This window comes from Streptomyces sp. NPDC049541 (genome assembly GCF_044465725.1).
In the GTDB taxonomy this organism is placed as follows: Bacteria; Actinomycetota; Actinomycetes; order Streptomycetales; family Streptomycetaceae; genus Streptomyces.
Genome location: NZ_JBITLY010000001.1, coordinates 456,624 through 476,622, shown reverse-complemented (window position 1 = coordinate 476,622; position 19,999 = coordinate 456,624). Strand labels below are relative to the sequence as shown.

Genomic DNA, 19,999 nt, shown 5'->3' with positions numbered 1-19,999 from the left:
TGTCCGTTTTTGTCGACGAGCGTGTAACAGCGGTTAGAGGGGGGTTCGAGCGCGGGAAACCCCCCGGCATGAACCACAACACCCCTCTCCCCCCGGCCTCCCCCCGCCCCCTGCGCCACCTCGCCGAGGTGCACCGCCGAGTGCTGACGACGGCTCAGCTCCGGGCGCACGGCGTCTCGTCCGCGGAGATGACCGAGCAGTGCCGCACGGGCGGCCCCTGGCAGCAGCTCCTCCCGGGCGTCTTCCTGCTCCACCCGGGCCCGCCGACCAGCGAGGAGCGGCTGCACGCGGTGCTGATGTACGCGGCGCGCGAGTCGACGCCCGGAGTGCCGGTGCAACCGGGCGCGGAGAGCCCGCACCGGCCGGTCTACGCGGAGGCGATGATCACGGGCCTGGCGGCTCTGACGCTGCACGGCTTCACGTCCGCTCCGCCGCTGCTGTCGCTGGAGAAGATCGACGTCCTGGTCCCCCGGCTGCGCCGGCTGCGCTCGGCGGGTTGCGCCCGGGTCGTCCGCACGCACACGCTGCCGACTCCCCAGCAGGTGACGGGAGTTCCGATCGCGCCGGTGCCGCGCGCCCTGGCCGACGCGGTGTCGGAACTCGCGGACGCGGGGGCGGTACGCCGGCTGCTGACCGAGGCGGTGCGCGCCGGGCACTGCGAACCGGCCTCGGTGGTACGGGCGTTGAACCAGGCGAAGCTGCTCAGCCGCCCGCACGTGGTGGACGCGGTGGACTCCTTGCTGGCCGAGGGCCGCGCCATCGCGGAGGACCGGCTGTACCGGATGGTCCGCGACCACGGTCTGCCCGACCCCGTCTGGAACGTGGACCTCCGCCTGCCGGGCGGCCCCCACCTCGGCGGCCTCGACGCGTACTGGCCGGAGCAGGCGGTGGCCGTGGAGCTGGACACCCGGGCACCGCGACAGGACGAGGACGCCCTGTGGTCCGAATACGCCCGCAAGCGGGAGCACTTGGAGCGCCTGGGCATCACGGTCGTCCACATCACCCCCAAGAAGCTCCGCGACTCGATGGAACAACAGGCGGCGGTCGTCCGCACGGCCCTGATGGCCTCCGGCGACCGGGAGCCCGCCGCGTATGTCGTGGTGCTGCCGCGGTAGTGAGTGCCTGTGTCACATCCCCGGTCGGATCAGCGCGCGGCGTCCGGTGCGTGCGATCGCAAGGCGCCGGAGCGCACTCGATGGGGATCCCCCCGCTCGAGCGAAGCCGAGAGTGGGGGAGGAGCTACTAGGGCGTTTCGGCAACGCGGCGAGCGTGCGTGCCAGGCGTCGCGCGCCCGGCCGGGGATGTGACACAGGCTCGCCGGACCGCGGCGGGACCAGGAGGGGAGAGGAGGGGCCACCGGGTGCCGGTGGCCCCTCCTCGTGTCAGGAAGCCGGCGGCTGTGCCGGCTCCGGCTCGCCCCGCCGGCCCCCGGCCCGCGTAGCTGCGGGCGATCGTGCTGGGGCGGCACCGGTCCCACAGAGAGCGGCACGCGGGGACCGCCGGCCAACGGCACCCGCCCCAGGACGCGCTCACCCGGTGGCAGCTCCCGCGGCCCGCAGGAGACGGCGGTCGTTCACTGCCGAGATCAGGCCCGGCCGACGCTCAGTGCGGCTCCGGGAGGACCGGTCGGGCGGCGGCGCCCGCGGCCACCCAGTCGAGGAGGGAGGCGTAGGACGCGATCATGCGGGTGCGGCTGAAGCGTTCGCGGCTTGCGGTGAGGGACGGGGTGAGGGCGGTGCGGGAGGCTGCCGCTTCCGTCCAGGCCCAGGCGATCGCCGCCGGGTCGGGCGGGGTGACGAAGCCGTGGCCCGCAACGATCGCCGCGCTGTCGCCGACGTCGGTGGCGACTGGTACGGCGCCGCACATCATGCCCTCGACCAGGCACAGCGGGGCCGCCTCGCCCCAGGCGGAGGTCAGCGCGACGACGTCGGCACCGGCGTACACGGATTCCATGTCGTGTCTGACGCCGAGCAGGTGGATCCGGTCCGCCGGCGTCCGCTGCGGTCCGAACGCGGTCTCGATGTCCGCCCCCAGTCCCGGGTTCGCCGGTGTCATGCCCGCGCCGCACATCAGCACATGCCCGTCGGGCTGCTGCTCGAGCCACACCCGTGCCGCCCGCAGGAACAGCGGGACGTTCTTCATCGCGTCGTAGCGGGCCGCGAAGACGACCACCGGTGCCGAGGCCGGGATCTCCAGCGAGGCCCGCACCGCCAGCCGCCGGGCCGGGTCGGGGCGGAAGCGCAACAGGTCCACGCCGTTCGGGATGACGTGCAGCAGCTCGGCCGGGATCCCCGCCGCCTCGTAGGCCGCCCGCGTCGACTCCGCGCAGCACACGCACGCCACCACCCTGCCGTCCGCGATGGCGGCCTTCAGCTCGTGGAGGGCCGCGCCCTGGTTCTCCGGGTCGGAGCGGTGCAGGCAGACCACGACGGGGCGGCGCGGCAGGCCCGCCTGGTTCAGGAGGCGCAGAGGCTGTTCCTTCAGCGAGAGGATCACATCCGCCTCCGCCGTGGCCCGCGCCGTGTCGGCCAGCTCCGGCCCGGTGAAGGTGGCCGGATCCCCGCTTGCGGGAAAGACCCGGCCCAGGGAGGTGACGCCCACGCCCGCCGCGGTCAGCGACCGGTAGCAGGCGTCGTCCTCCATCCGCTGCCGGGTGGCCTCCCGGTGCACCTCGCCATGGAGGCTCAGCACACGATGCTGCTGGTCACCCTCCTGCAGTCCGAGTACGACGTCACTGTGAACGATCCGGGCCCCGCCGGAGAAGAAACCCTCGTAGACCGAGAGCACGTGCAGTCCGCGCCTCGTGGGCATACGACCACCCGCCTTGCACAAATCGAGCCATCCCCCGTGAAGTGCGGGTTAGCCGATATGAGGCGGCATGGACGTTTCGTACGGATGAACTAGGCGTCTCGTGTCGGAGTCGGCTGAATTACCGGGTGGTCTTTCGAAGCAGGTCCGCAACCGGCGCAGCACGCGCCGCACGGGCGGGGAGTCGTCCGTCACGACCGGCGCGTCCGGTGTCGCCGACAGGACGCCCGCCTTGGTCTGCCAGTCCTCGAAGACTCCGCGGAACAACTGGTGGGTTTCAGGTACGTCCTTCATGCACTCGAAGCTACTGAGAAATGGCTCGCTGCTACCGTCCAATGGCATGCGGGAATCACAGACCAATCCTGTGGGCGATCTCCTGCTCCACCTCGGGCAGGCCGCCGACGGGCCGTTGCACGAGCGGGTGAAGCGGGCGCTGCGTTCGGCGATCAGGGAGGGCCGGATCGAGGTGGGCACCGCCCTGCCGCCCAGCCGGCAGCTCGCCGCCGACCTCGGCTGTTCGCGCTGGGCGGTGACCGAGGCGTACGGCCAGCTCGTCGCCGAGGGCTATCTGGAGGCCCGGACCGGCTCCGCCACTCGGGTGCGCTGGTCGAACAGCGACGCCGACCGCACCGCGCGGCGCGCGCCGCAGCAGGCTCCGGCGGCCCGCTACGACCTTGCTCCGGGCCTGCCGGACCTGCGGGCGTTCCCTCGGCGCCGCTGGGCCGACGCGATCCGCGCACAGACGACGACGGTGGCCTTCACGGAGTTCGGCTACCCGCCGCCCGGCGGCCACCCCCGGCTCAGACGGCTGCTCGCCGAATACATGGCCCGCTCCCGCGGCGTCTCGGCGAGCCCCGAGGACATGACGGTGTGCACGAGCGTGACCGACGGAGTGCGCCGTTTCTGCCAGGCCCTGCGCGCCCGCGGCAGCACCGCCGTCGGAGTCGAGGAACCCGGCTGGACCCGGCTGCGCGAGGTGATCCGCGCCGCGGGCCTGGACGTCGTACCCCTCCGCGTGGACGGCGCCGGCCTGCGCACCGACGAGCTCGCCGGACACCCCGGGCTGAGGGCCGTGCTCGCGTCCCCGGCGCACCAGTTCCCGCTGGGCACCGTGCTCGCCCCGGAGCGGCGCGCGGCCCTGCTGCGCTGGGCCCGCGAGGTGGACGGCGTCGTACTGGAGGACGACTACGACGCCGAGTTCCGCTACGACCGCCGGCCGGTCGCGAGCCTGCAGGGCATGGACCCCTCCCGGGTCGTCCTGTTCAAGTCGCTCAGCAAGATCCTCTCCCCCGCGCTCGGCATCGGATGGATCGTGGCACCCGCCCGCTGGACCGAGCATCTGCACCGGACCGACCAGACGGCGAACCAGCCCCCGCCGCTGGACCAGCTCGCCTTCGCCGACCTCCTGGAATCAGGCGCCTACGACCGCCATCTACGGGCCTGCCGGGGGCGCTACCGCGCCCGCCGCGACACCCTCGTCCGGGCCCTCGCCGACCAGCTGCCGTACGCCCCGGTCTCCGGTGTCGCGGCCGGCCTGCATCTCCTGCTGCGGCTGCCTGCCGCCGTGGACCCGGCGGCCGTGGTCAGGGCGGCGGCGGCCCGCTCGCTGCGCGTGGCCGACCTCGCCGCCTACCACGCCACCGAGGATCACGCCGACCACGGCCTGGTCCTCGGGTACGGCAACCTCGCGGACGGGGCGGTGGAGGAGGCGGTACGGCACCTCCGGGTGGCGATCGAGAGCTGAGCGTCCGGCGGTGCGCAGCAGGACTCACTGCAACAGGGAGACGGGAGTCACCCGGTTGGGTGACGGGGATGAACGTGCGGTTGAGTGTCGTTCACGTGTGTACCTTCAATGATCGTGAAGCTGGTGGTGCAGATCAGGCTGCTGCCGACGCCCGTGCAGGCGACGGCACTCGAGGCAACCCTGCGCGCAGGCAACGAAGCCGCTCCATGGACCAGCGGGATCGCCTTCGAGAAGGATGTGAAGCGCAACTTCGCGCTGCGCGAGTACGCCTACGGCGAGGTCAAGGCGCGGTGAGGGCTAGGGGCCGCAGGCCGCCCAGCACGTCATCAAGAAGACCTGTGACGCGTACGCCACGCTCAAGACAAACCCGAGGGCCGGGAACCTGGGCACGCCCGGTTCCAAGCGATACCGCAGCGCGACCGAGAAACCGATCGCCTTCCGACCTCAAGGGGCGCAGCCCTCTGACGACCGGATGCTGTCCTGGCAGATCCCCGAGCGCCGGGGCTCGATCTGGACGACGGTCGGACGCGTCAAGGATGTGGCGTTCACCGCCTCTCCGGAGCAGTTGTCCACCCTGGCCATGTACCGGCGGGGCGAGTCCGACTGCCCGAGGCACCGCTGAACACGGATCCGGCGGACTTCCTCGGGATCGACTTGGGCATCGTGAACATCGCCACCACGTCCGACGGCGAGACCATGGCCGGGCGTGAGCTCAACCGCATCCGGTTGCGGGAGCGCACGCTCCGCAACAAGCTGCAGAAGAAGAACACCCCGTCCGCCAAGCGCCGGCTGAAGAAGAGGCTGCGCAAGGAAGCACGGCGGGCGCGGGACATCAACCACAAGATCGCGAAGCATGTGGTGGCCGAGGCAGAACGCACCGGTCGCGGAATCGCCCTGGGAAACCTGACGGGCGTCCGCGAACGGGGACGGCTTCGAAAGCCCCAACGGGCCACTCACTCCAGCTGGGCCTTCCACCAACTCGGGCAGTTCATCGCGTACAAGGCCCGCAAGGCGGGAGTGCCGGTGGTGCACGTCGATCCGGCGTACACCTCCCGTACCTGCGCCGAGTGCGGACACATCGACAAGGCGAACCGGGTCTCCCAGGCCCGGTTCGCATGCCGGAACTGCGGATTCGTTGATCACGCGGACCGGAACGGCTCCCGCAACATCCGCGCCAGAGCGTGGGAGTTGTGGCGACGCGGGGCCCTGTCAACGGCCCCTGCCCCACCACCGCTCCAGCGGGGTGGGGCTGGACGCAGCATCACCGCCAGTGATGCCCGTTGTGCACGCCCAGGGCCTCTCAGCCCCGGGTAGTTGACCCCTTCTTCAGCACCAGCTCCGTGTTGCGGTCCTCCGGGTTGCCGGCGAGCGTGGCGCTGCGGCCGGGGACGTTGTACGACAGCTCGCGGTACAGGGCGGCCAGGCCCGTCTGGGTGAGGTCGGCGAAGTCCGTGCGGTGCGGGGCCGCGGACTCGACGAGGGTGGTGAACAGGGAGAGGGTGCCGTCCTTGTTGTCGGCGATCTCGATGACGCGGGCCAGCTGGGGGTAGTCCACGTGCGAGGCGGTCGAGATCTCCCAGAACGAGCGGCCGTTGGACGCCTTGTGCGGGGTGATGTCGTTGCGGTGGATGTGGCCGTTCACCCAGGCGACGACGTTGGCGTGGCTGCCGAGGAGGGCGACGAGCTCCTCGCCGCCGTGCCGCCGCTCGTGGGGGCGGGCCGGGTCCACGATGCCCGTGTTGTCCATCGTCTTGCTGGTGTGGTGGCTGAAGACGATGGCGTACGAGTCCTTGTTGTCCTTCAGCTGCTGGTCGAGCCACTTCAGCTGGGCGGTGCCGATGGAGCCCTCGTAGTGGCCGCCCGGGTCGGTGGTGTCGAGGCTGATGCCGACGACGTCGTCGGAGATGCGGAAGGTGTAGTACTGGGTGCCGGCGTCGAGGTTGGCGGTGGAGTAGCCGTGCCCGACCGGCCCGTTGCCGCGGTACGCCGGGTCGAGGTGGGCCTTGAGGTAGTCGGCCGGGGTGTACGGGGCCCGGCGCTCGTCCGCGGTGACCGAGCGCATGGCGCGGGCGTGGGCCTTGAGGAAGTCCCGGAACGCCGTGCCCCGCGGGTCCTTGGCGTTGGCGATGCTGTCCTGCAGCTTCTTCGCCTCGGCGGCGGACAGCGACATCAGCTTCCTGCCGCCGACCGCGTACTCGGCGAGCCAGGAGTCGCCGTGGCCGTAGCAGCCGAGCGGCATGGCGTCGTGGTTGCCCACCGTGGAGTACCAGGGCAGCGTCAGGCCGGGGCTGCGGACCTCGCGGATCGCGGCGGCCAGGAAGCCCTGCAGATGCGGGAAGCCGAGCTGCTTGTCGCCGTCGCGGACGGTGGAGTCGGGCTGCCAGTACAGCTTGAGACCGCTGTTCTGGACGCCCTCGTAGTGCCGCGGGTCCCCCGAGTTGGGCGTGATCCGCCCGCCACTCATGATCTTCAGGAACCACTCGAGCTCGGACTTGGCGTTGTTGTCCGTGTTGTCGCCGGTGGTCATCGCGAAGTGCAGCGGGGAGCCGGTGACGGGGGCGCCGCGCAGCGCGTTGATCCGCTCGACGAGCGAGATCGCGCCCTGCACGGTCAGCGCCTCCTGCGGGCGCCAGGCGTGCCGGTCCGTGGAGCGCAGGTACTCCAGGCGCATCGGGTGCTGGGAGTCGATCAGGTGCAGATCGGTGAGCTGTACGAACGCGGCGAGCGCGGTACGGCGGCCGGCTCGGCCCGACTTGGGGGCGGCGAGCTCGCTGCGCACGACGCGGGACCAGCCGGGGCCGTCGCCGAGGCGGCGGAACCCGGAGGAGGTGCGCGGAGCGGCGACCGTGGCGAGGGTGGTGCCCTTGGTGTAGGGCGCGAGGGGGGCGGCCGGAGCCCTGCGGGACTGCGCCACCACCCGGGTGGTGTCGGTGGCGGCCTGGCTGTCGGTGGGCCGCAGGGCGTAGCCGACGCCTGCGGAGACGGCTGCCGCGCCGGTGGCGGCGAGGACGGTACGGCGGTTGATCGCCGGGCTGGTGGCGGCGACAGAGCGTATGCGCGACATGGCGCGATCTCCCCGAGTGGCAACGCGTCGGCAGTGGTCGCGGGCTGTTTCGCTGTCGCGAACAACCCGCTCGCTCTGGATGGTTGGCACCGGGAATGACCTGCTGGTGAACGAGGCGGCAACGGGCAACGCCGATCACCGTACGTGGATCTTGGGCCATCCTCCGCGTTCACGACCGCTCGTCGGCCGGCCCGGGGACGGTCACTCCGCGTTCATCTTTCTGGGTACTGCAAGCAGTTCACCCGCCCTGTCGCCGGCCGCTCCCGCCACAGCGCCAACCCCACGTCGACCAGTGCGACCCGGTGCAGTTCGGGCACCGTCTCCAGGGGATGCCAGGCCGCCATGTCCGTCGAGCCGCCGATCTCGTGGCGGAGTTCGCCGCCGGCCACCCGGCCCTCGTAGACCAGACGCAGTCCGTGGTGGTCGACGGAGCGGCCGAAGCGGCGCGGGGTGGTGAGCCGGATCGAGTGCACACCCAGGAGGGCGGTGAGGTCGACGTGGTAGCCGGTCTCCTCCTCCACCTCCCTGACGGCGGCGTCGTAGGGGTCCTCGCCGTGTTCCACGCCGCCGCCGGGCAGGGTCCACTCGGGGCGGCCCCGGTCGTCGATCCAGCGGGCCAGAAGGAGTTCGTCGTCGCGGACGCATATGGCGTAGGCCGCCACCCTCAGTTTCCTGCGCACGTAGGGACGTTAGTCCGGAACCGCCGGTTCATTTAGCACTATTGGGGACTCATCCCCGTAAAGGGAATCGGGGGTTTTCCCCATACGTCCATATCGTTTCGGTCAACACTTCCCAAACATCTGTCCCTTGGGTAAAGCTGTGCGCTCGTCCGGCACTGAAAATCTTCACTCCTAGGGATGCCGATGACCCTCACCCCCCTGAGACCCGTGGCCCGAATAGCCGTGACCGCCGGTCTCGTCGCCGCCCTCTCCGCGGCCGGCCCGATACCCATGGCCTTCTCCGCCGACGCGCCGTCCCCGGGCTCCACCGCCCCCTCCGACGGCAGCGTCAAGTCCGCGCAGGAGAAGCTCGGTTCCGACGACGCGGACCTGCTCGCCGAGGCCAAGGCCGACGGCGCCAAGAACGTCACGATGATGATCGCCACCGCCCCGGGGCAGACCGAGCAGGTCGCCGGGGAGCTGGACGCGGTCAAGGGCGGCTCGGTCGGCCGGACGTACGACAAGCTCGGTTACGTCCGCGCCACCGTCCCCACCGCGAAGGCGGACGCGGCCATCGCCGCCGCCGCGAAGCTCTCCTCCGTGCACGGCATCGACCTGCGCAAGGAGATACCGCTGGACGACCCGAGCGCGACGAGCGGCTCCAAGTCCGCCTCGGGCACGGTCAGTTACCCGGCTCCGGACAAGAACACGCCCGCCGAGAACCCGTACAACCCGTCCTTCGAGACGGGCGCCGTCGACTTCGTGAAGGACCACCCGAAGGCGGACGGCCGCGGCGTCACCATCGGCATCCTGGACTCCGGCGTCGACCTCGGCCACCCGGCGCTGCAGAAGACCACCACCGGCGAGCGGAAGATCGTCGACTGGGTGACGGCGACCGACCCGATCGTCGACAGCGACGCCACCTGGCGCCCGATGGTGACCTCGGTCTCCGGGCCCACCTTCACCTACGGCGGAAAGACCTGGACGGCGCCCGCCGGGTCGTACCAGGTCAGCACCTTCAGCGAGGCCGCCACCGCGGGCGGCGACGCGAAGGGCGACGCCAACCGGGACGGGGACACCACGGACAAGTGGGGTGTCCTCTACGACGCCGCCGCCGGGACGGTCACCGTCGACCTGAACAACAACTACGACTTCAGCGACGACACGCCGATGAAGCCGTACAAGGACGGCTACCAGATCGGTTACTTCGGGACCGACAACCCGGCCACCGACGTCGTGGAGCGCCAGCCGTTCGTCGTGCAGATCCGCAAGGACGTGCCGATGGACCCGTTCGGCGGCGACTGGGTCGGCAAGAAGGCCGACTTCGTCAACATCGGCGTCATCGAGTCCGAGCACGGCACGCACGTCGCCGGCATCACCGCCGCCAACGGCCTGTTCGGCGGGAAGATGAACGGCGCGGCCCCGGGCGCGAAGATCGTCTCCTCCCGTGCCTGCACCTGGACCGGCGGCTGCACCAACGTCGCGCTCACCGAGGGCATGATCGACCTCGTCGTCAACCGCGGCGTCGACATCGTCAACATGTCCATCGGCGGCCTGCCGGCGCTCAACGACGGCAACAACGCGCGCGCCGAGCTGTACACGCGGCTCATCGACACCTACGGCGTGCAGCTGGTGATCTCGGCGGGCAACTCCGGCCCGGGCGCGAACACCATCGGCGACCCCGGTCTCGCCGACAAGGTGATCTCCGTGGGCGCAGCCATCTCCAAGGCGACCTGGGCCTCCAACTACGGCTCGGTCGTGGAGAAGAAGTACGCGATGATGCCCTTCTCCTCCCGCGGCCCGCGTGAGGACGGCGGCTTCACGCCGACCCTCGTCGCGCCGGGTGCCGCGATCAACACCACCCAGACCTGGCTGCCGGGCTCCCCGGTCGCCGAGTCGGGCTACTCGCTGCCGGCCGGCTACTCCATGCTGCAGGGCACGTCCATGGCCTCCCCGCAGGCCACGGGCGCGAGCGCGCTGCTGCTGTCGGCCGCCAAGCAGAAGCACATCGAGCTCAAGCCCGCCACCCTGCGCACGGCGCTCACGTCGACCGCCCACCACATCAAGGGCGTTCAGGCCTACGAGGAGGGCGCGGGCCGCATCGACATCGTCGACGCCTGGGACGCGATCCGCGACGGCGCCGGCGCCAATGACTACACCGTCAAGGCCCCGGTCGACACCGCGCTCGACCAGGCGCTGAAGACGCCGGGCTTCGGCACCGGCCTGTACGACCGCGAGGGCGGCCTCAAGGCGGGTGACAGGAAGACGTACGACGTCACCGTCACCCGGACCTCCGGCTCCGCCAAGTCCGTCTGGCACGAGCTGAGCATCGAGAACAACGCCGGTGACACCTTCCGGATCGTCGGCAAGGACGAGGTGAAGCTGCCGCTGAACCAGCCCGTCACCGTCAAGGTACAGGCCAACCCGAGGTCCGCGGGCATCAAGAGCGCGATCCTCGACGTCGACGACCCGAGCACCGAGGGCGTCGACAAGCAGATCCTCGCCACGGTCGTGGTCTCGACGCCGGTGAAGTACACCTTCACCGCCTCGAACACGGTGCAGCGCAACAGCACGCAGTCGTACTTCGTGACCGTGCCGGCGGGCGCCAAGTCCCTCGAGGTCGCCATCGGCGGGCTGAAGGACAAGAGCCAGACCCGGTTCATCGCCATCCACCCGTACGGCACTCCGGTCGACAACACCTCCACCCCGAACTGCTACAACAACTACCTCGACGGCAACGGCTGCAAGCCCGACGTGCGTGCGTACGCGGACCCGCAGGCCGGTGTCTGGGAGATCGAGGTCGAGTCGCGCCGTACCTCGCCGCTGCTCGACAACCCGTACAAGCTGGACGTCGCCGTCCTCGGCGCGGCCTTCGACCCGCAGACCGTGACCGTCCCCGAGGCCAAGGTCGGCACCCCGGCCGCCGTCTCCTGGAAGGTGACGAACAAGCTCGCCGCGCTCGACGGCAAGCTGGTCGGCGGCCCGCTCGGCTCGTCCAAGACGGCCCGCCCGACCATCAAGGAGGGCGAGACGCAGACCACCACGGTCGAGGTGCCCGCGGGCGCCAAGTCGCTGGACGTCGCGATCGGCAACGTCTCGGACGCCTCCGCCGACCTGGACCTGGTGGTGAAGAACGCGGCCGGCACGGTCGTCGGCCAGTCCGCCGACGGCGACTCGGAGGAGGCGGTCTCCATCGCCTCGCCCTCCGCCGGCACGTACACCATCGAGGTCGCGGGCTACTCGGTCCCGTCCGGCTCCACCGCCTACGACTACCGGGACGTCTTCTTCTCCGCGTCCCTGGGCACGGTCACCGTCGACGAGTCGGCGCCGGTGAAGCTCGGCACGGGCGAGTCGGCGACCGTCTCCGGCAGCGTCACCGCCGCGGCGGCCGCTCCTGAGGGCCGGGAGTTCTTCGGCCAGGTCCAGCTGGTCGACGCCCGCGGCACTGCCGCGGGCACCGGCAGCGTGAAGATCGAGAAGGTCACTCCGTAGCCGTCGGTACGGCGGTGAGGGCGGGCGTCCATACGGGCGCCCGCCCTTTTCCGTCGGCGGGGGACGTCAGCGGGCCATGTCAGCAGGCGACCTCGGCCGATTCGGGCAGCGCTCGGGTGAGCCCGGCGCGTTCGCGGGCGATCGACTTCTCGCCGACGATCACATAGTCCGGGACGGTGGACTGCGACGGCACGGCCACCAGGATGTGGTCGCCCTTGTGGAGGGCCTTGCGCAGGGTCTCCTCCTCGATCAGCAGGGTGATCTCCTTCCCGGACTTCTGCGGCTTGTACGAGCGGGTCACGTCCAGGGTGATCCGCTCCTGCCCGTCGGTGCCGTGGACCGGCTGCACAGCGGTCACCTCGCCCTCGGCGACCAGGCGGGTGCAGGCGAGGTAGCCGGGGCTGGAGAACGCGGAGCCGGCCTTGGCGTTCCCGTCCGCCTTGGAGGCCGAGTCGGCGCTGCCGCCCGACATGGCGCCGACGCCGCTGTCCGCCTGCACCACCAGCCAGCCCAGCCCCGACAGCACGGTCGCGACGGCGGCCACGGCGAGCGAGCCGAAGGCGAACCTGCGTGCCCGGCGCCAGTCCCGCGGCGCCCGTACCGCAGCGGCCGTCCGCTCGGGGCGCGTCTCCTCGGCCAGCGCGTCCCCGATGATCCCGAGCTGCTGCCGCAGCAGCGCCACATCGGCCGTGGCCCTGCGGTGCTCGGCCGCGAAGGCGGCGTCCACGCGGGCCTCCTCCGGCGGCTCCTCGCCGGTGATCGCGGACATCAGCGCATCGACGCTGTTGTGTTCGGCGGTCATCTCACACCACCTCGTCCTCGTGCAGGCGGGCGCGCAGGGCCCGTACCGCCGTGTGCAGCCTGCTCTTGACCGTGCCCTCCGGGATGCCGAGCTCGTCGGCTATCGAGCGGACGGGCAGGTCGGCGTAGAAGCGCAGGACGAGGACCTGGCGCTGGGCGTCGGGGAGCTCGTCGAGGCCCTGGGCGACGGCCAGGGAGAGCACGCTGGTGTCCTCTCCGGACGGGTGCTCCAGCTGGCGCAGGGAGGCGAGCCGTTCGCCGATCCGCTCCTGCCGCTTCTTGGCCCGGTGCCAGTCCATGGCCAGGTTGGAGGCGACGACGGCCGCCCATGCGGAGACGTCACGCGGGGCCTCGTACCCCTTCGCCGCCCGCTCCAGCAACCGCAGGCGTACCTGCTGTACCCCGTCCAGCAGGTCCGCCTGCGGCACCCCGCCCAGTGCGAGCACCGCCCGCACCCGGCGTTCCTGAGCCGCGTCCAGAGGATCGCCATGATCGTCCCCCTGGCCACGGCGGGCCTTTCTGCGCAGCACAAGCCACCCCCTCACCGCGTTTCCTCTACGACGCCGGAGCCGGCGGAAACGTTCGACCGGGCCGCGGGACATCGTGCAGAGGTGTACGTCACACCGGCGCGCGCGGCCAGCACAGCTTGCGGCACGGGGCCGTCGTGGAGCGATTTTCTCCAGCTCAGCAGGGGTGTGAGCGGAGTTCCGCAACTGTTGGTCGCGGTGCGGCGTCCCAGGTTTCGGGCATGGAGCACAAAGAATTGGACAGGCTGACCCGGGTCGGCCGCATGATGGAAACGCCGCAGACATACAGGAACACGCAGAAGGAGTCGCCGTGAGGGTCGGAATCGTCGGAGCCACCGGGCAGGTCGGCACGGTCATGCGCAGGATCCTCAAGGAGCGCGACTTCCCGGTCACCGAGCTGCGGCTGTTCGCCTCGGCCCGCTCGGCGGGCACGGAACTGGACGGTGTGACGGTGGAGGACGCGGCGACCGCCGACTACACCGGCCTGGACATCGTGCTGTTCTCCGCGGGCGGCGCGACCTCGAAGGCGCTGGCCGAGAAGGTCGCCGCGCAGGGCCCCGTCGTGATCGACAACTCCTCGGCCTGGCGCAAGGACCCCGAGGTCCCGCTGGTCGTCTCCGAGGTGAACCCGCACGCGGTCGCGGACCGCCCCAAGGGCATCATCGCCAACCCGAACTGCACGACCATGGCCGCGATGCCGGTCCTCAAGGTGCTGCACGCGGAGGCGGGCCTTCAGGCGCTGGTCGTCGCCACCTACCAGGCGGTGTCCGGCTCGGGTCTCGCGGGCGTGGCGGAGCTGCACGGCCAGGTGCAGAAGGTCGTCGCCGACGCCGACAAGCTCACGCACGACGGCGCGGCGGTCGACTTCCCGGAGCCCGGCGTCTACAAGCGCCCCATCGCCTTCAACGTCCTCCCCTTCGCGGGCAACCTCGTCGAGGACGGCCTGAACGAGACGGACGAGGAGCAGAAGCTGCGCAACGAGTCCCGCAAGATCCTGGAGATCCCCGACCTCAAGGTCTCCGGCACCTGCGTCCGCGTCCCGGTCTTCTCCGGCCACTCCCTGCAGGTCAACGCCCGCTTCGCCCGTCCGATCTCCCCGGAGCGCGCCACGGAGCTGCTGGCGGGCGCCCCGGGTGTCGCGCTCTCCGAGATCCCGACCCCCCTCCAGGCCGCCGGCCAGGACCCGTCCTACGTCGGCCGCATCCGCCGCGACGAGACGGTGGACAACGGCCTCGCGCTGTTCATCTCCAACGACAACCTCCGCAAGGGCGCGGCCCTGAACGCGGTGCAGATCGCGGAGCTGGTGGCTGCGGAACTGAAGGGCTGAGGCCTCCTGGCCTCGTAGAGGAAACAGCCGTACTCGACGGCCCGGACGTGGGCGAGCGCCACGGACGGGTCGTCGAGCGCGTCAGGTCTGGTTTTTCAGCCCGTCCGGCGTTTGAGGACAAGGCCCCTTGAGGGCCGGAGCGGGGGTCTGGGGGCGGCAGCCCCGGGACGCGAGCCGCAGCGGGCCCGCACGTCACCCGGCCCGGCCGTCGGAGACCACCATCGGGAAAACCCTCGTCGCCCTCCCCACGGTCCCGTGGAAGGATGGCTGAACCGACACATGACGAGGAGATGACCGCGTGCCTGGCACAAACCTGACCCGCGAAGAGGCGCAGCAGCGGGCGAAGCTGCTCACCGTTGACTCGTACGAGATCGATCTCGACCTCTCCGGCGCGCAGGAGGGCGGCACCTACAGGTCTGTGACGACGGTGCGCTTCGACGTGGCCGGGAACGGGGCCGAGTCCTTCATCGACCTGGTGGCCCCGACCGTCCACGAGGTGACGCTGAACGGCGACGCCCTCGACCCCGCCGAGGTCTTCAAGGACTCGCGGATCGCCCTTCCGGGGCTGCTCGAGGGACGGAACATCCTGCGCGTGGTCGCCGACTGCGCGTACACCAACACGGGTGAGGGGCTGCACCGCTTCGTCGACCCGGTCGACCAACAGGCCTATCTCTACACCCAGTTCGAGGTCCCGGACGCCCGCCGTGTGTTCGCCTCGTTCGAGCAGCCCGACCTCAAGGCGACCTTCCAGTTCACGGTGAAGGCGCCCTCCGGCTGGACCGTCGTCTCCAACTCGCCGACGCCCGAGCCCAAGGACGACACCTGGGTCTTCGAGCCGACGCCGCGGATCTCGTCGTACATCACGGCGCTGATCGTCGGCCCGTACCACTCCGTGCACAGCGTGTACGAGAAGGACGGGCAGTCCGTGCCGCTGGGCATCTACTGCCGGCCCTCGCTCGCCGAGTTCCTCGACTCCGACGCCATCTTCGAGGTCACCCGGCAGGGCTTCGAGTGGTTCCAGGAGAAGTTCGACTACGCGTACCCGTTCAAGAAGTACGACCAGCTGTTCGTGCCGGAGTTCAACGCGGGCGCGATGGAGAACGCGGGCGCGGTGACCATCCGGGACCAGTACGTGTTCCGCTCCAAGGTCACCGACGCGTCGTACGAGCTGCGCGCGGAGACCATCCTGCACGAGCTGGCGCACATGTGGTTCGGCGACCTGGTCACCATGGAGTGGTGGAACGACCTGTGGCTGAACGAGTCGTTCGCCACGTACACGTCGATCGCGTGCCAGTCGTACCATCCCGAGTCGCGCTGGCCGCACTCCTGGACCACCTTCGCCAACTCGATGAAGACGTGGGCCTACCGGCAGGACCAGCTGCCCTCCACCCACCCGATCATGGCCGAGATCAACGACCTGGACGACGTCCTGGTCAACTTCGACGGCATCACCTACGCCAAGGGCGCCAGCGTCCTGAAGCAGCTCGTCGCCTACGTCGGCATGGACGAGTTCTTCGGAGGCGTGCAGGCGTACTTCAAGCGTCACGCGTACGGCAACACCCGCCTGTCCGACCTGCTGGGCGCGCTGGAGGAGACCTCCGGCCGCGACCTGAAGAACTGGTCGGAGAAATGGCTCCAGACGGCGGGCATCAACATCCTGCGGCCCGAGATCGAGACGGACGCCGCCGGTGTCGTCACCTCCTTCGCCATCCGCCAGGAGGCCCCGGCGCTCCCCGCCGGTGCGAAGGGCGAGCCCACGCTCCGCCCGCACCGCATCGCGGTCGGCCTGTACGAACTCGATGACGACAGCGGCAAGCTGGTGCGTGACGAGCGCATCGAGCTGGACGTCGACGGTGAACTGACCGCCGTACCGCAGCTGGTGGGCAGGCGCCGCCCGGCCGTCGTCCTGCTCAACGACGACGACCTGTCGTACGCCAAGGTCCGCCTCGACGAGAACTCCCTGGCGTTCGTCACCGAGCACCTGGGCGACTTCGAGTCGTCCCTCCCCCGTGCCCTGTGCTGGGCCTCCGCCTGGGACATGACCCGGGACGCGGAGCTCGCCACCCGCGACTACCTCTCGCTGGTCCTGTCGGGCATCGGCAAGGAGTCCGACATCGGTGTCGTGCAGTCGCTGCACCGCCAGGTGAAGCTGGCGATCGACCTGTACGCCGACCCGGCGGCCCGTGAGGCCCTGCTCACCCGCTGGACCGACGCCACGCTGGCCCATCTGCGTGCGGCCGAGCCGGGCAGCGACCACCAGCTGGCCTGGGCGCGGGCGTTCGCGGCGACCGCCAGGACCCCGGAGCAGCTGGATCTGCTGGAGGCGCTGCTCGACGGTTCGCAGACGATCGAGGGTCTGGTCGTCGACACCGAGCTGCGCTGGGCGTTCGTGCAGCGGCTGGCCGCGGTGGGCCGCTACGACGAGGCGGAGATCGCCGGCGAGTACGAGCGCGACAAGACCGCCGCGGGCGAGCGCCATGCGGCCAGCGCCCGTGCCGCCCGGCCGACCGCGGAGGCGAAGGCGGAGGTCTGGGCGCAGGTCGTGGAGTCCGACAAGCTGCCGAACGCCGTCCAGGAGGCGGTCATCGGCGGCTTCGTCCAGACCGACCAGCGCGAGCTGCTCGCCCCGTACGCCGAGAAGTACTTCGAGGTGGTCAAGGACATCTGGGACTCCCGCTCGCACGAGATCGCCCAGCAGATCGCGGTCGGCCTCTACCCGTCCGTCCTGGTCTCGCAGGAGACCCTGGACCGGACGGACGCCTGGCTCGCCTCCGCCGAGCCCAGCGCGGCCCTGCGGCGGCTGGTCTCGGAGTCCCGGTCGGGAGTGGAGCGCGCGCTGAAGGCGCAGGCGGCTGACGCGCAGGCGTAGTCGTCCGCAGCGGTACGAGAACGAGGGCGCCCGGTGTCACACCGGGCGCCCTTCGCGTTTCCTCACCGCACGACCATCCCGCCCGTCACGTTGACGAACGTGCCGGTGATGCCGGCCGCATGGTCGGAAGCGACGAACACAGCCGTGGCGGCGACCTCGGCGAGGGTCGGGTTGCGACGGGTCATGCGCATTCCGGCGAGGTTGTCGACGATGCCCTGGACGGCGGCCTCGTCGATGGCAGGGTTGACCGCGGAGAGCTTCTCGACGGTGAAGGTCTCGGGTACTCCGGCCGCCCACAGGCCCACGGCGCGCACCCCGCGGGGACCGCACTCCAGGGCCAGGTTGCGCACGAGCGTGTCGATGGCGGCATCGGCGGATCCCGTGCCGCCCATCATCGGGCTGCCGTGCGCGGAGCCGCTGTTGAGGGTGAGGATCACTCCGGAGCCACGCTCGGCCATGCGGCGGGCGGCGCCGCGGGCGGTGATGAAGTTGGCGCGGAGGCCGTTGAGAACGGGCCGCAGGAAGTCGTCCACGGGCATGTCGGTGAGCGGGGTGCCCTGCACATCGCCGCGGGTGACGAGGTTGAACGAGATGTCGACGTCCCCGACGCCCGCGAGGTGCTCTTCGACGGCCGCCTCGTCGAGGGCGTCTACTACGGCGACCTCGGCGTCCTTGATGTCGGCGGCCACGGCCTCCAGGCTCGCCCGGGTCCGTCCGACCAGGTGGACGCGGGCACCCTCGGCGGCGAAGGCGCGGGCGACCGCACCGCCGATCGAGCCGCCGGCGCCGTAGATGATCGCGGTCTTGTCGGTGAGCAGCATGGTGGTCTCCTCCGGGAGAGGTGTTCCGTATCGGTCGGTCGTACAGACGCACCGCACCCCGATCACTCATCGGTCGTCACAGCCGCAGCGGCAGTCCGAAGGCCGGGAAGAGATGCGGCTCGAAGGACGTGATCTCCACGATCCGGTCGTCGGCGTCGAAGCGCAGGACGTCGAGGACCTGGGCGCGGTGGACCTGCGTACCGGGCCTGCGGACGTAACCGCCCGCCGCGAGCTGCCCGTTGGCGCGGGCGGGCAGATGGCGCCAGTGACCGAAGAACATGGGGGACGCCGGGTCGAGGGTGGGGCGCAGGAACTCGACGAGGGCGTCCCGGCCGGTGAACCAGAACGGGTTGGGCGGCATGGTGAGCGTGACGTCCTTGCTGAGCAGGTCGGTCATCGCCGCGAAGTCGAGCTGCTCGGCGGCGCTCATGTACCGCTGCAGAACGGCGCGTTGGGCTTCCGTCGGCTCGCCCGCGCTCCACTGGGCGCGCTGCCCGGGCAGATGGTCGCGCAGGGTGGGCCGGGCCCGCTGCAGGGCGCTGTTGGCGGAGGCCACGGTCAGGTCGAGGGCCTCGGCGGTCTCGGCGGCGGTGAGGCCGAGCACGTCCCGCAGGATCAGTACGGCCCGCTGGCGGGGCGGGAGGTGCTGGATGGCGGTGAGGAAGACCAGCTCCAGGGTCTCGCGGGAGACGGCGGCGACGTCCGGCCGGTCCTCCTCGGCCGTGGGCAGCTCGTCGTCGGGGTAGGGCTGGAGCCAGGTGATGCGTGCGGGGGCCTCGCCGGTGCCGTGGTTCATGCCGGGGATCGGCTCGTAGCGCTTTGGGCGGCGGGCGGTGCGGCGCTGGAAGTCCAGGCAGGCGTTGGTGGCGATGCGGTACAGCCAGGTGCGGGCACCGGCGCGCCCCTCGAAGGACTCCCGGGCCCGCCAGGCCCGCAGGAACGTCTCCTGCACCAGGTCCTCTGCGTCGTCGTAGGAGCCCGTCATGCGGTAGCAGTGGACGTGGATCTCCCGGCGGTGGGACTCGGTGAGGGTGGCGAAGTCGGCTTCCGTGAGGGGGATTTCCGTAACGGCTCTCGGTGTTACGGAAGGCTCGGCGGGCCCCTGGGGTTCCTTCGCGGTGTCCCGGGCGGTCCGGGCGACCCGCCGCAGCCGCGCCACGGCGGCCGACAGGTCGGCCACCCCGGAGTACAGGACCGACGGCGGCTGCGGCGTGAGTTCCTTGACCTGCCGCCCGATGTCGTCGATCAGCCGCTGCACACTGGCCCCCGCCCCACTCCCCTGCCGCTCCCGGTACGCCTTCTGCCGGCACGCGGCCGAGCAGTACACGGAGCTACGGCCGGTACGCCCCGCCCGCGCGGGAAGCGGTTTGCCGCAACTGGCACAGGTGTCGACGACCACGGGCACCTCCGGACGGTGAAGGCATTGCGTCACGCGGGAACGGTGTGACGCTATCGCGACACGGAGCCCGAGGGAGGCCTCCGCTCACGCCGGTCCGGACGGCCGGGTGAGGTGAGTGCGGGCGACCTTGCGGAACGCGGACACCAGACGGCTGCGGTCACCGGCGCGGGTGGCGAGGGCGGACCACCGGTCACGCCGACCCGGAGGCCGAGGCCCCCTCCGGTCCGCCCGGGACGGCGACGAACACCGCGTCGAGAGAGCCCTGACGGCCCGATGAGCCGACTACGCCCCCCGAAACACTGACACCAGACAACCACCGTCACCGACCCGAGCGGGAACAGCGACCACCGCTCACGCCGGTCCGGACGGCCGGGCGAGGTGAGTGCGGGCGACCTTGCGGAACGCGGACACCAGACGGCTGCGGTCACCGGCGCGGGTGGCGAGGGCGGACCACCGGTCACGCCGACCCGGAGGCCGAGGCCCCCTCG

13 protein-coding genes and 2 pseudogenes are annotated in these 19,999 nt (G+C 71.0%); 6 read left to right on the top strand and 9 right to left on the bottom strand.

What is annotated here, in order from left to right:
• Positions 1 to 68 precede the first annotated feature (68 nt).
• Positions 69 to 1,115: a hypothetical protein gene (locus ACIBW9_RS02165; RefSeq protein WP_398950325.1), complete on the top strand. Its 1,047-nt coding sequence runs from the start codon at positions 69 to 71 to the stop codon at positions 1,113 to 1,115.
• Positions 1,116 to 1,602: 487 nt separating this feature from the next.
• Here ACIBW9_RS02165 and ACIBW9_RS02160 read toward each other — a convergent pair whose 3' ends face one another.
• Both ACIBW9_RS02160 and ACIBW9_RS02155 read right to left on the bottom strand, forming a co-directional pair.
• Complete coding sequence (locus tag ACIBW9_RS02160; RefSeq protein ID WP_398952057.1) at positions 1,603 to 2,787, bottom strand: glycosyltransferase; 1,185 nt, start codon at positions 2,785 to 2,787, stop codon at positions 1,603 to 1,605.
• A gap of 72 nt (positions 2,788 to 2,859) precedes the next feature.
• Positions 2,860 to 3,102: a hypothetical protein gene (locus ACIBW9_RS02155; protein WP_398950323.1), complete on the bottom strand. Its 243-nt coding sequence runs from the start codon at positions 3,100 to 3,102 to the stop codon at positions 2,860 to 2,862.
• Positions 3,103 to 3,148: 46 nt separating this feature from the next.
• On the opposite strand from ACIBW9_RS02155, the gene ACIBW9_RS02150 reads away from it, so the two are divergent.
• Both ACIBW9_RS02150 and ACIBW9_RS02145 read left to right on the top strand, forming a co-directional pair.
• The gene (locus ACIBW9_RS02150; protein ID WP_398950321.1) at positions 3,149 to 4,552 is read left to right on the top strand and encodes a PLP-dependent aminotransferase family protein; all 1,404 of its coding nucleotides are present in this window, start codon (positions 3,149 to 3,151) and stop codon (positions 4,550 to 4,552) included.
• A gap of 108 nt (positions 4,553 to 4,660) precedes the next feature.
• Positions 4,661 to 5,866, top strand: a pseudogene (locus ACIBW9_RS02145) (RNA-guided endonuclease InsQ/TnpB family protein).
• Here the strand turns inward: ACIBW9_RS02145 and ACIBW9_RS02140 are convergent.
• Together ACIBW9_RS02140 and ACIBW9_RS02135 are read right to left on the bottom strand one after the other, a co-directional pair.
• A complete protein-coding gene (locus tag ACIBW9_RS02140) occupies positions 5,853 to 7,616 on the bottom strand; it encodes a TIGR03767 family metallophosphoesterase (protein ID WP_398950319.1) in 1,764 nt (587 codons plus the stop codon). The pseudogene ACIBW9_RS02145 and the gene ACIBW9_RS02140 sit on opposite strands and share 14 nt — an antisense overlap.
• A gap of 212 nt (positions 7,617 to 7,828) precedes the next feature.
• On the bottom strand, positions 7,829 to 8,296 hold the full coding sequence (locus ACIBW9_RS02135; protein WP_398950317.1) for an NUDIX hydrolase: 468 nt from the start codon (positions 8,294 to 8,296) through the stop codon (positions 7,829 to 7,831).
• Positions 8,297 to 8,473: 177 nt separating this feature from the next.
• On the opposite strand from ACIBW9_RS02135, the gene ACIBW9_RS02130 reads away from it, so the two are divergent.
• On the top strand, positions 8,474 to 11,767 hold the full coding sequence (locus ACIBW9_RS02130; RefSeq protein ID WP_398950314.1) for a S8 family serine peptidase: 3,294 nt from the start codon (positions 8,474 to 8,476) through the stop codon (positions 11,765 to 11,767).
• Between the two features lie 79 nt (positions 11,768 to 11,846).
• On the opposite strand, the gene ACIBW9_RS02125 is transcribed toward ACIBW9_RS02130, so the two are convergent.
• Both ACIBW9_RS02125 and ACIBW9_RS02120 read right to left on the bottom strand, forming a co-directional pair.
• Complete coding sequence (locus ACIBW9_RS02125; RefSeq protein ID WP_398950312.1) at positions 11,847 to 12,569, bottom strand: hypothetical protein; 723 nt, start codon at positions 12,567 to 12,569, stop codon at positions 11,847 to 11,849.
• Between the two features lies 1 nt (position 12,570).
• A complete protein-coding gene (locus tag ACIBW9_RS02120; RefSeq protein WP_398950310.1) occupies positions 12,571 to 13,098 on the bottom strand; it encodes a sigma-70 family RNA polymerase sigma factor in 528 nt (175 codons plus the stop codon).
• A 307-nt stretch (positions 13,099 to 13,405) separates the two neighbouring features.
• Between ACIBW9_RS02120 and ACIBW9_RS02115 the strand changes: the two genes are divergently transcribed.
• Positions 13,406 to 14,422, top strand: coding sequence for an aspartate-semialdehyde dehydrogenase (locus ACIBW9_RS02115; protein WP_398950308.1), 1,017 nt, complete (start codon positions 13,406 to 13,408; stop codon positions 14,420 to 14,422).
• Here the strand turns inward: ACIBW9_RS02115 and ACIBW9_RS02110 are convergent.
• A pseudogene (locus ACIBW9_RS02110) lies at positions 14,422 to 14,505 on the bottom strand (DUF1203 domain-containing protein); the annotation flags it as partial. The gene ACIBW9_RS02115 and the pseudogene ACIBW9_RS02110 overlap by 1 nt on opposite strands.
• 215 nt (positions 14,506 to 14,720) lie before the next feature.
• Here ACIBW9_RS02110 and pepN point away from each other — a divergent pair.
• Positions 14,721 to 17,291, top strand: coding sequence for an aminopeptidase N (pepN, locus tag ACIBW9_RS02105; protein ID WP_398950306.1), 2,571 nt, complete (start codon positions 14,721 to 14,723; stop codon positions 17,289 to 17,291).
• 62 nt (positions 17,292 to 17,353) lie between these two features.
• Here pepN and ACIBW9_RS02100 read toward each other — a convergent pair whose 3' ends face one another.
• A complete protein-coding gene (locus ACIBW9_RS02100) occupies positions 17,354 to 18,112 on the bottom strand; it encodes an SDR family NAD(P)-dependent oxidoreductase (RefSeq protein WP_398950304.1) in 759 nt (252 codons plus the stop codon).
• Positions 18,113 to 18,188: 76 nt separating this feature from the next.
• Entirely contained in the window at positions 18,189 to 19,544 is a 1,356-nt protein-coding gene (locus ACIBW9_RS02095) for a sigma-70 family RNA polymerase sigma factor (RefSeq protein WP_398950302.1), read from the bottom strand.
• Between the last annotated feature and the right edge of the window lie 455 nt (positions 19,545 to 19,999).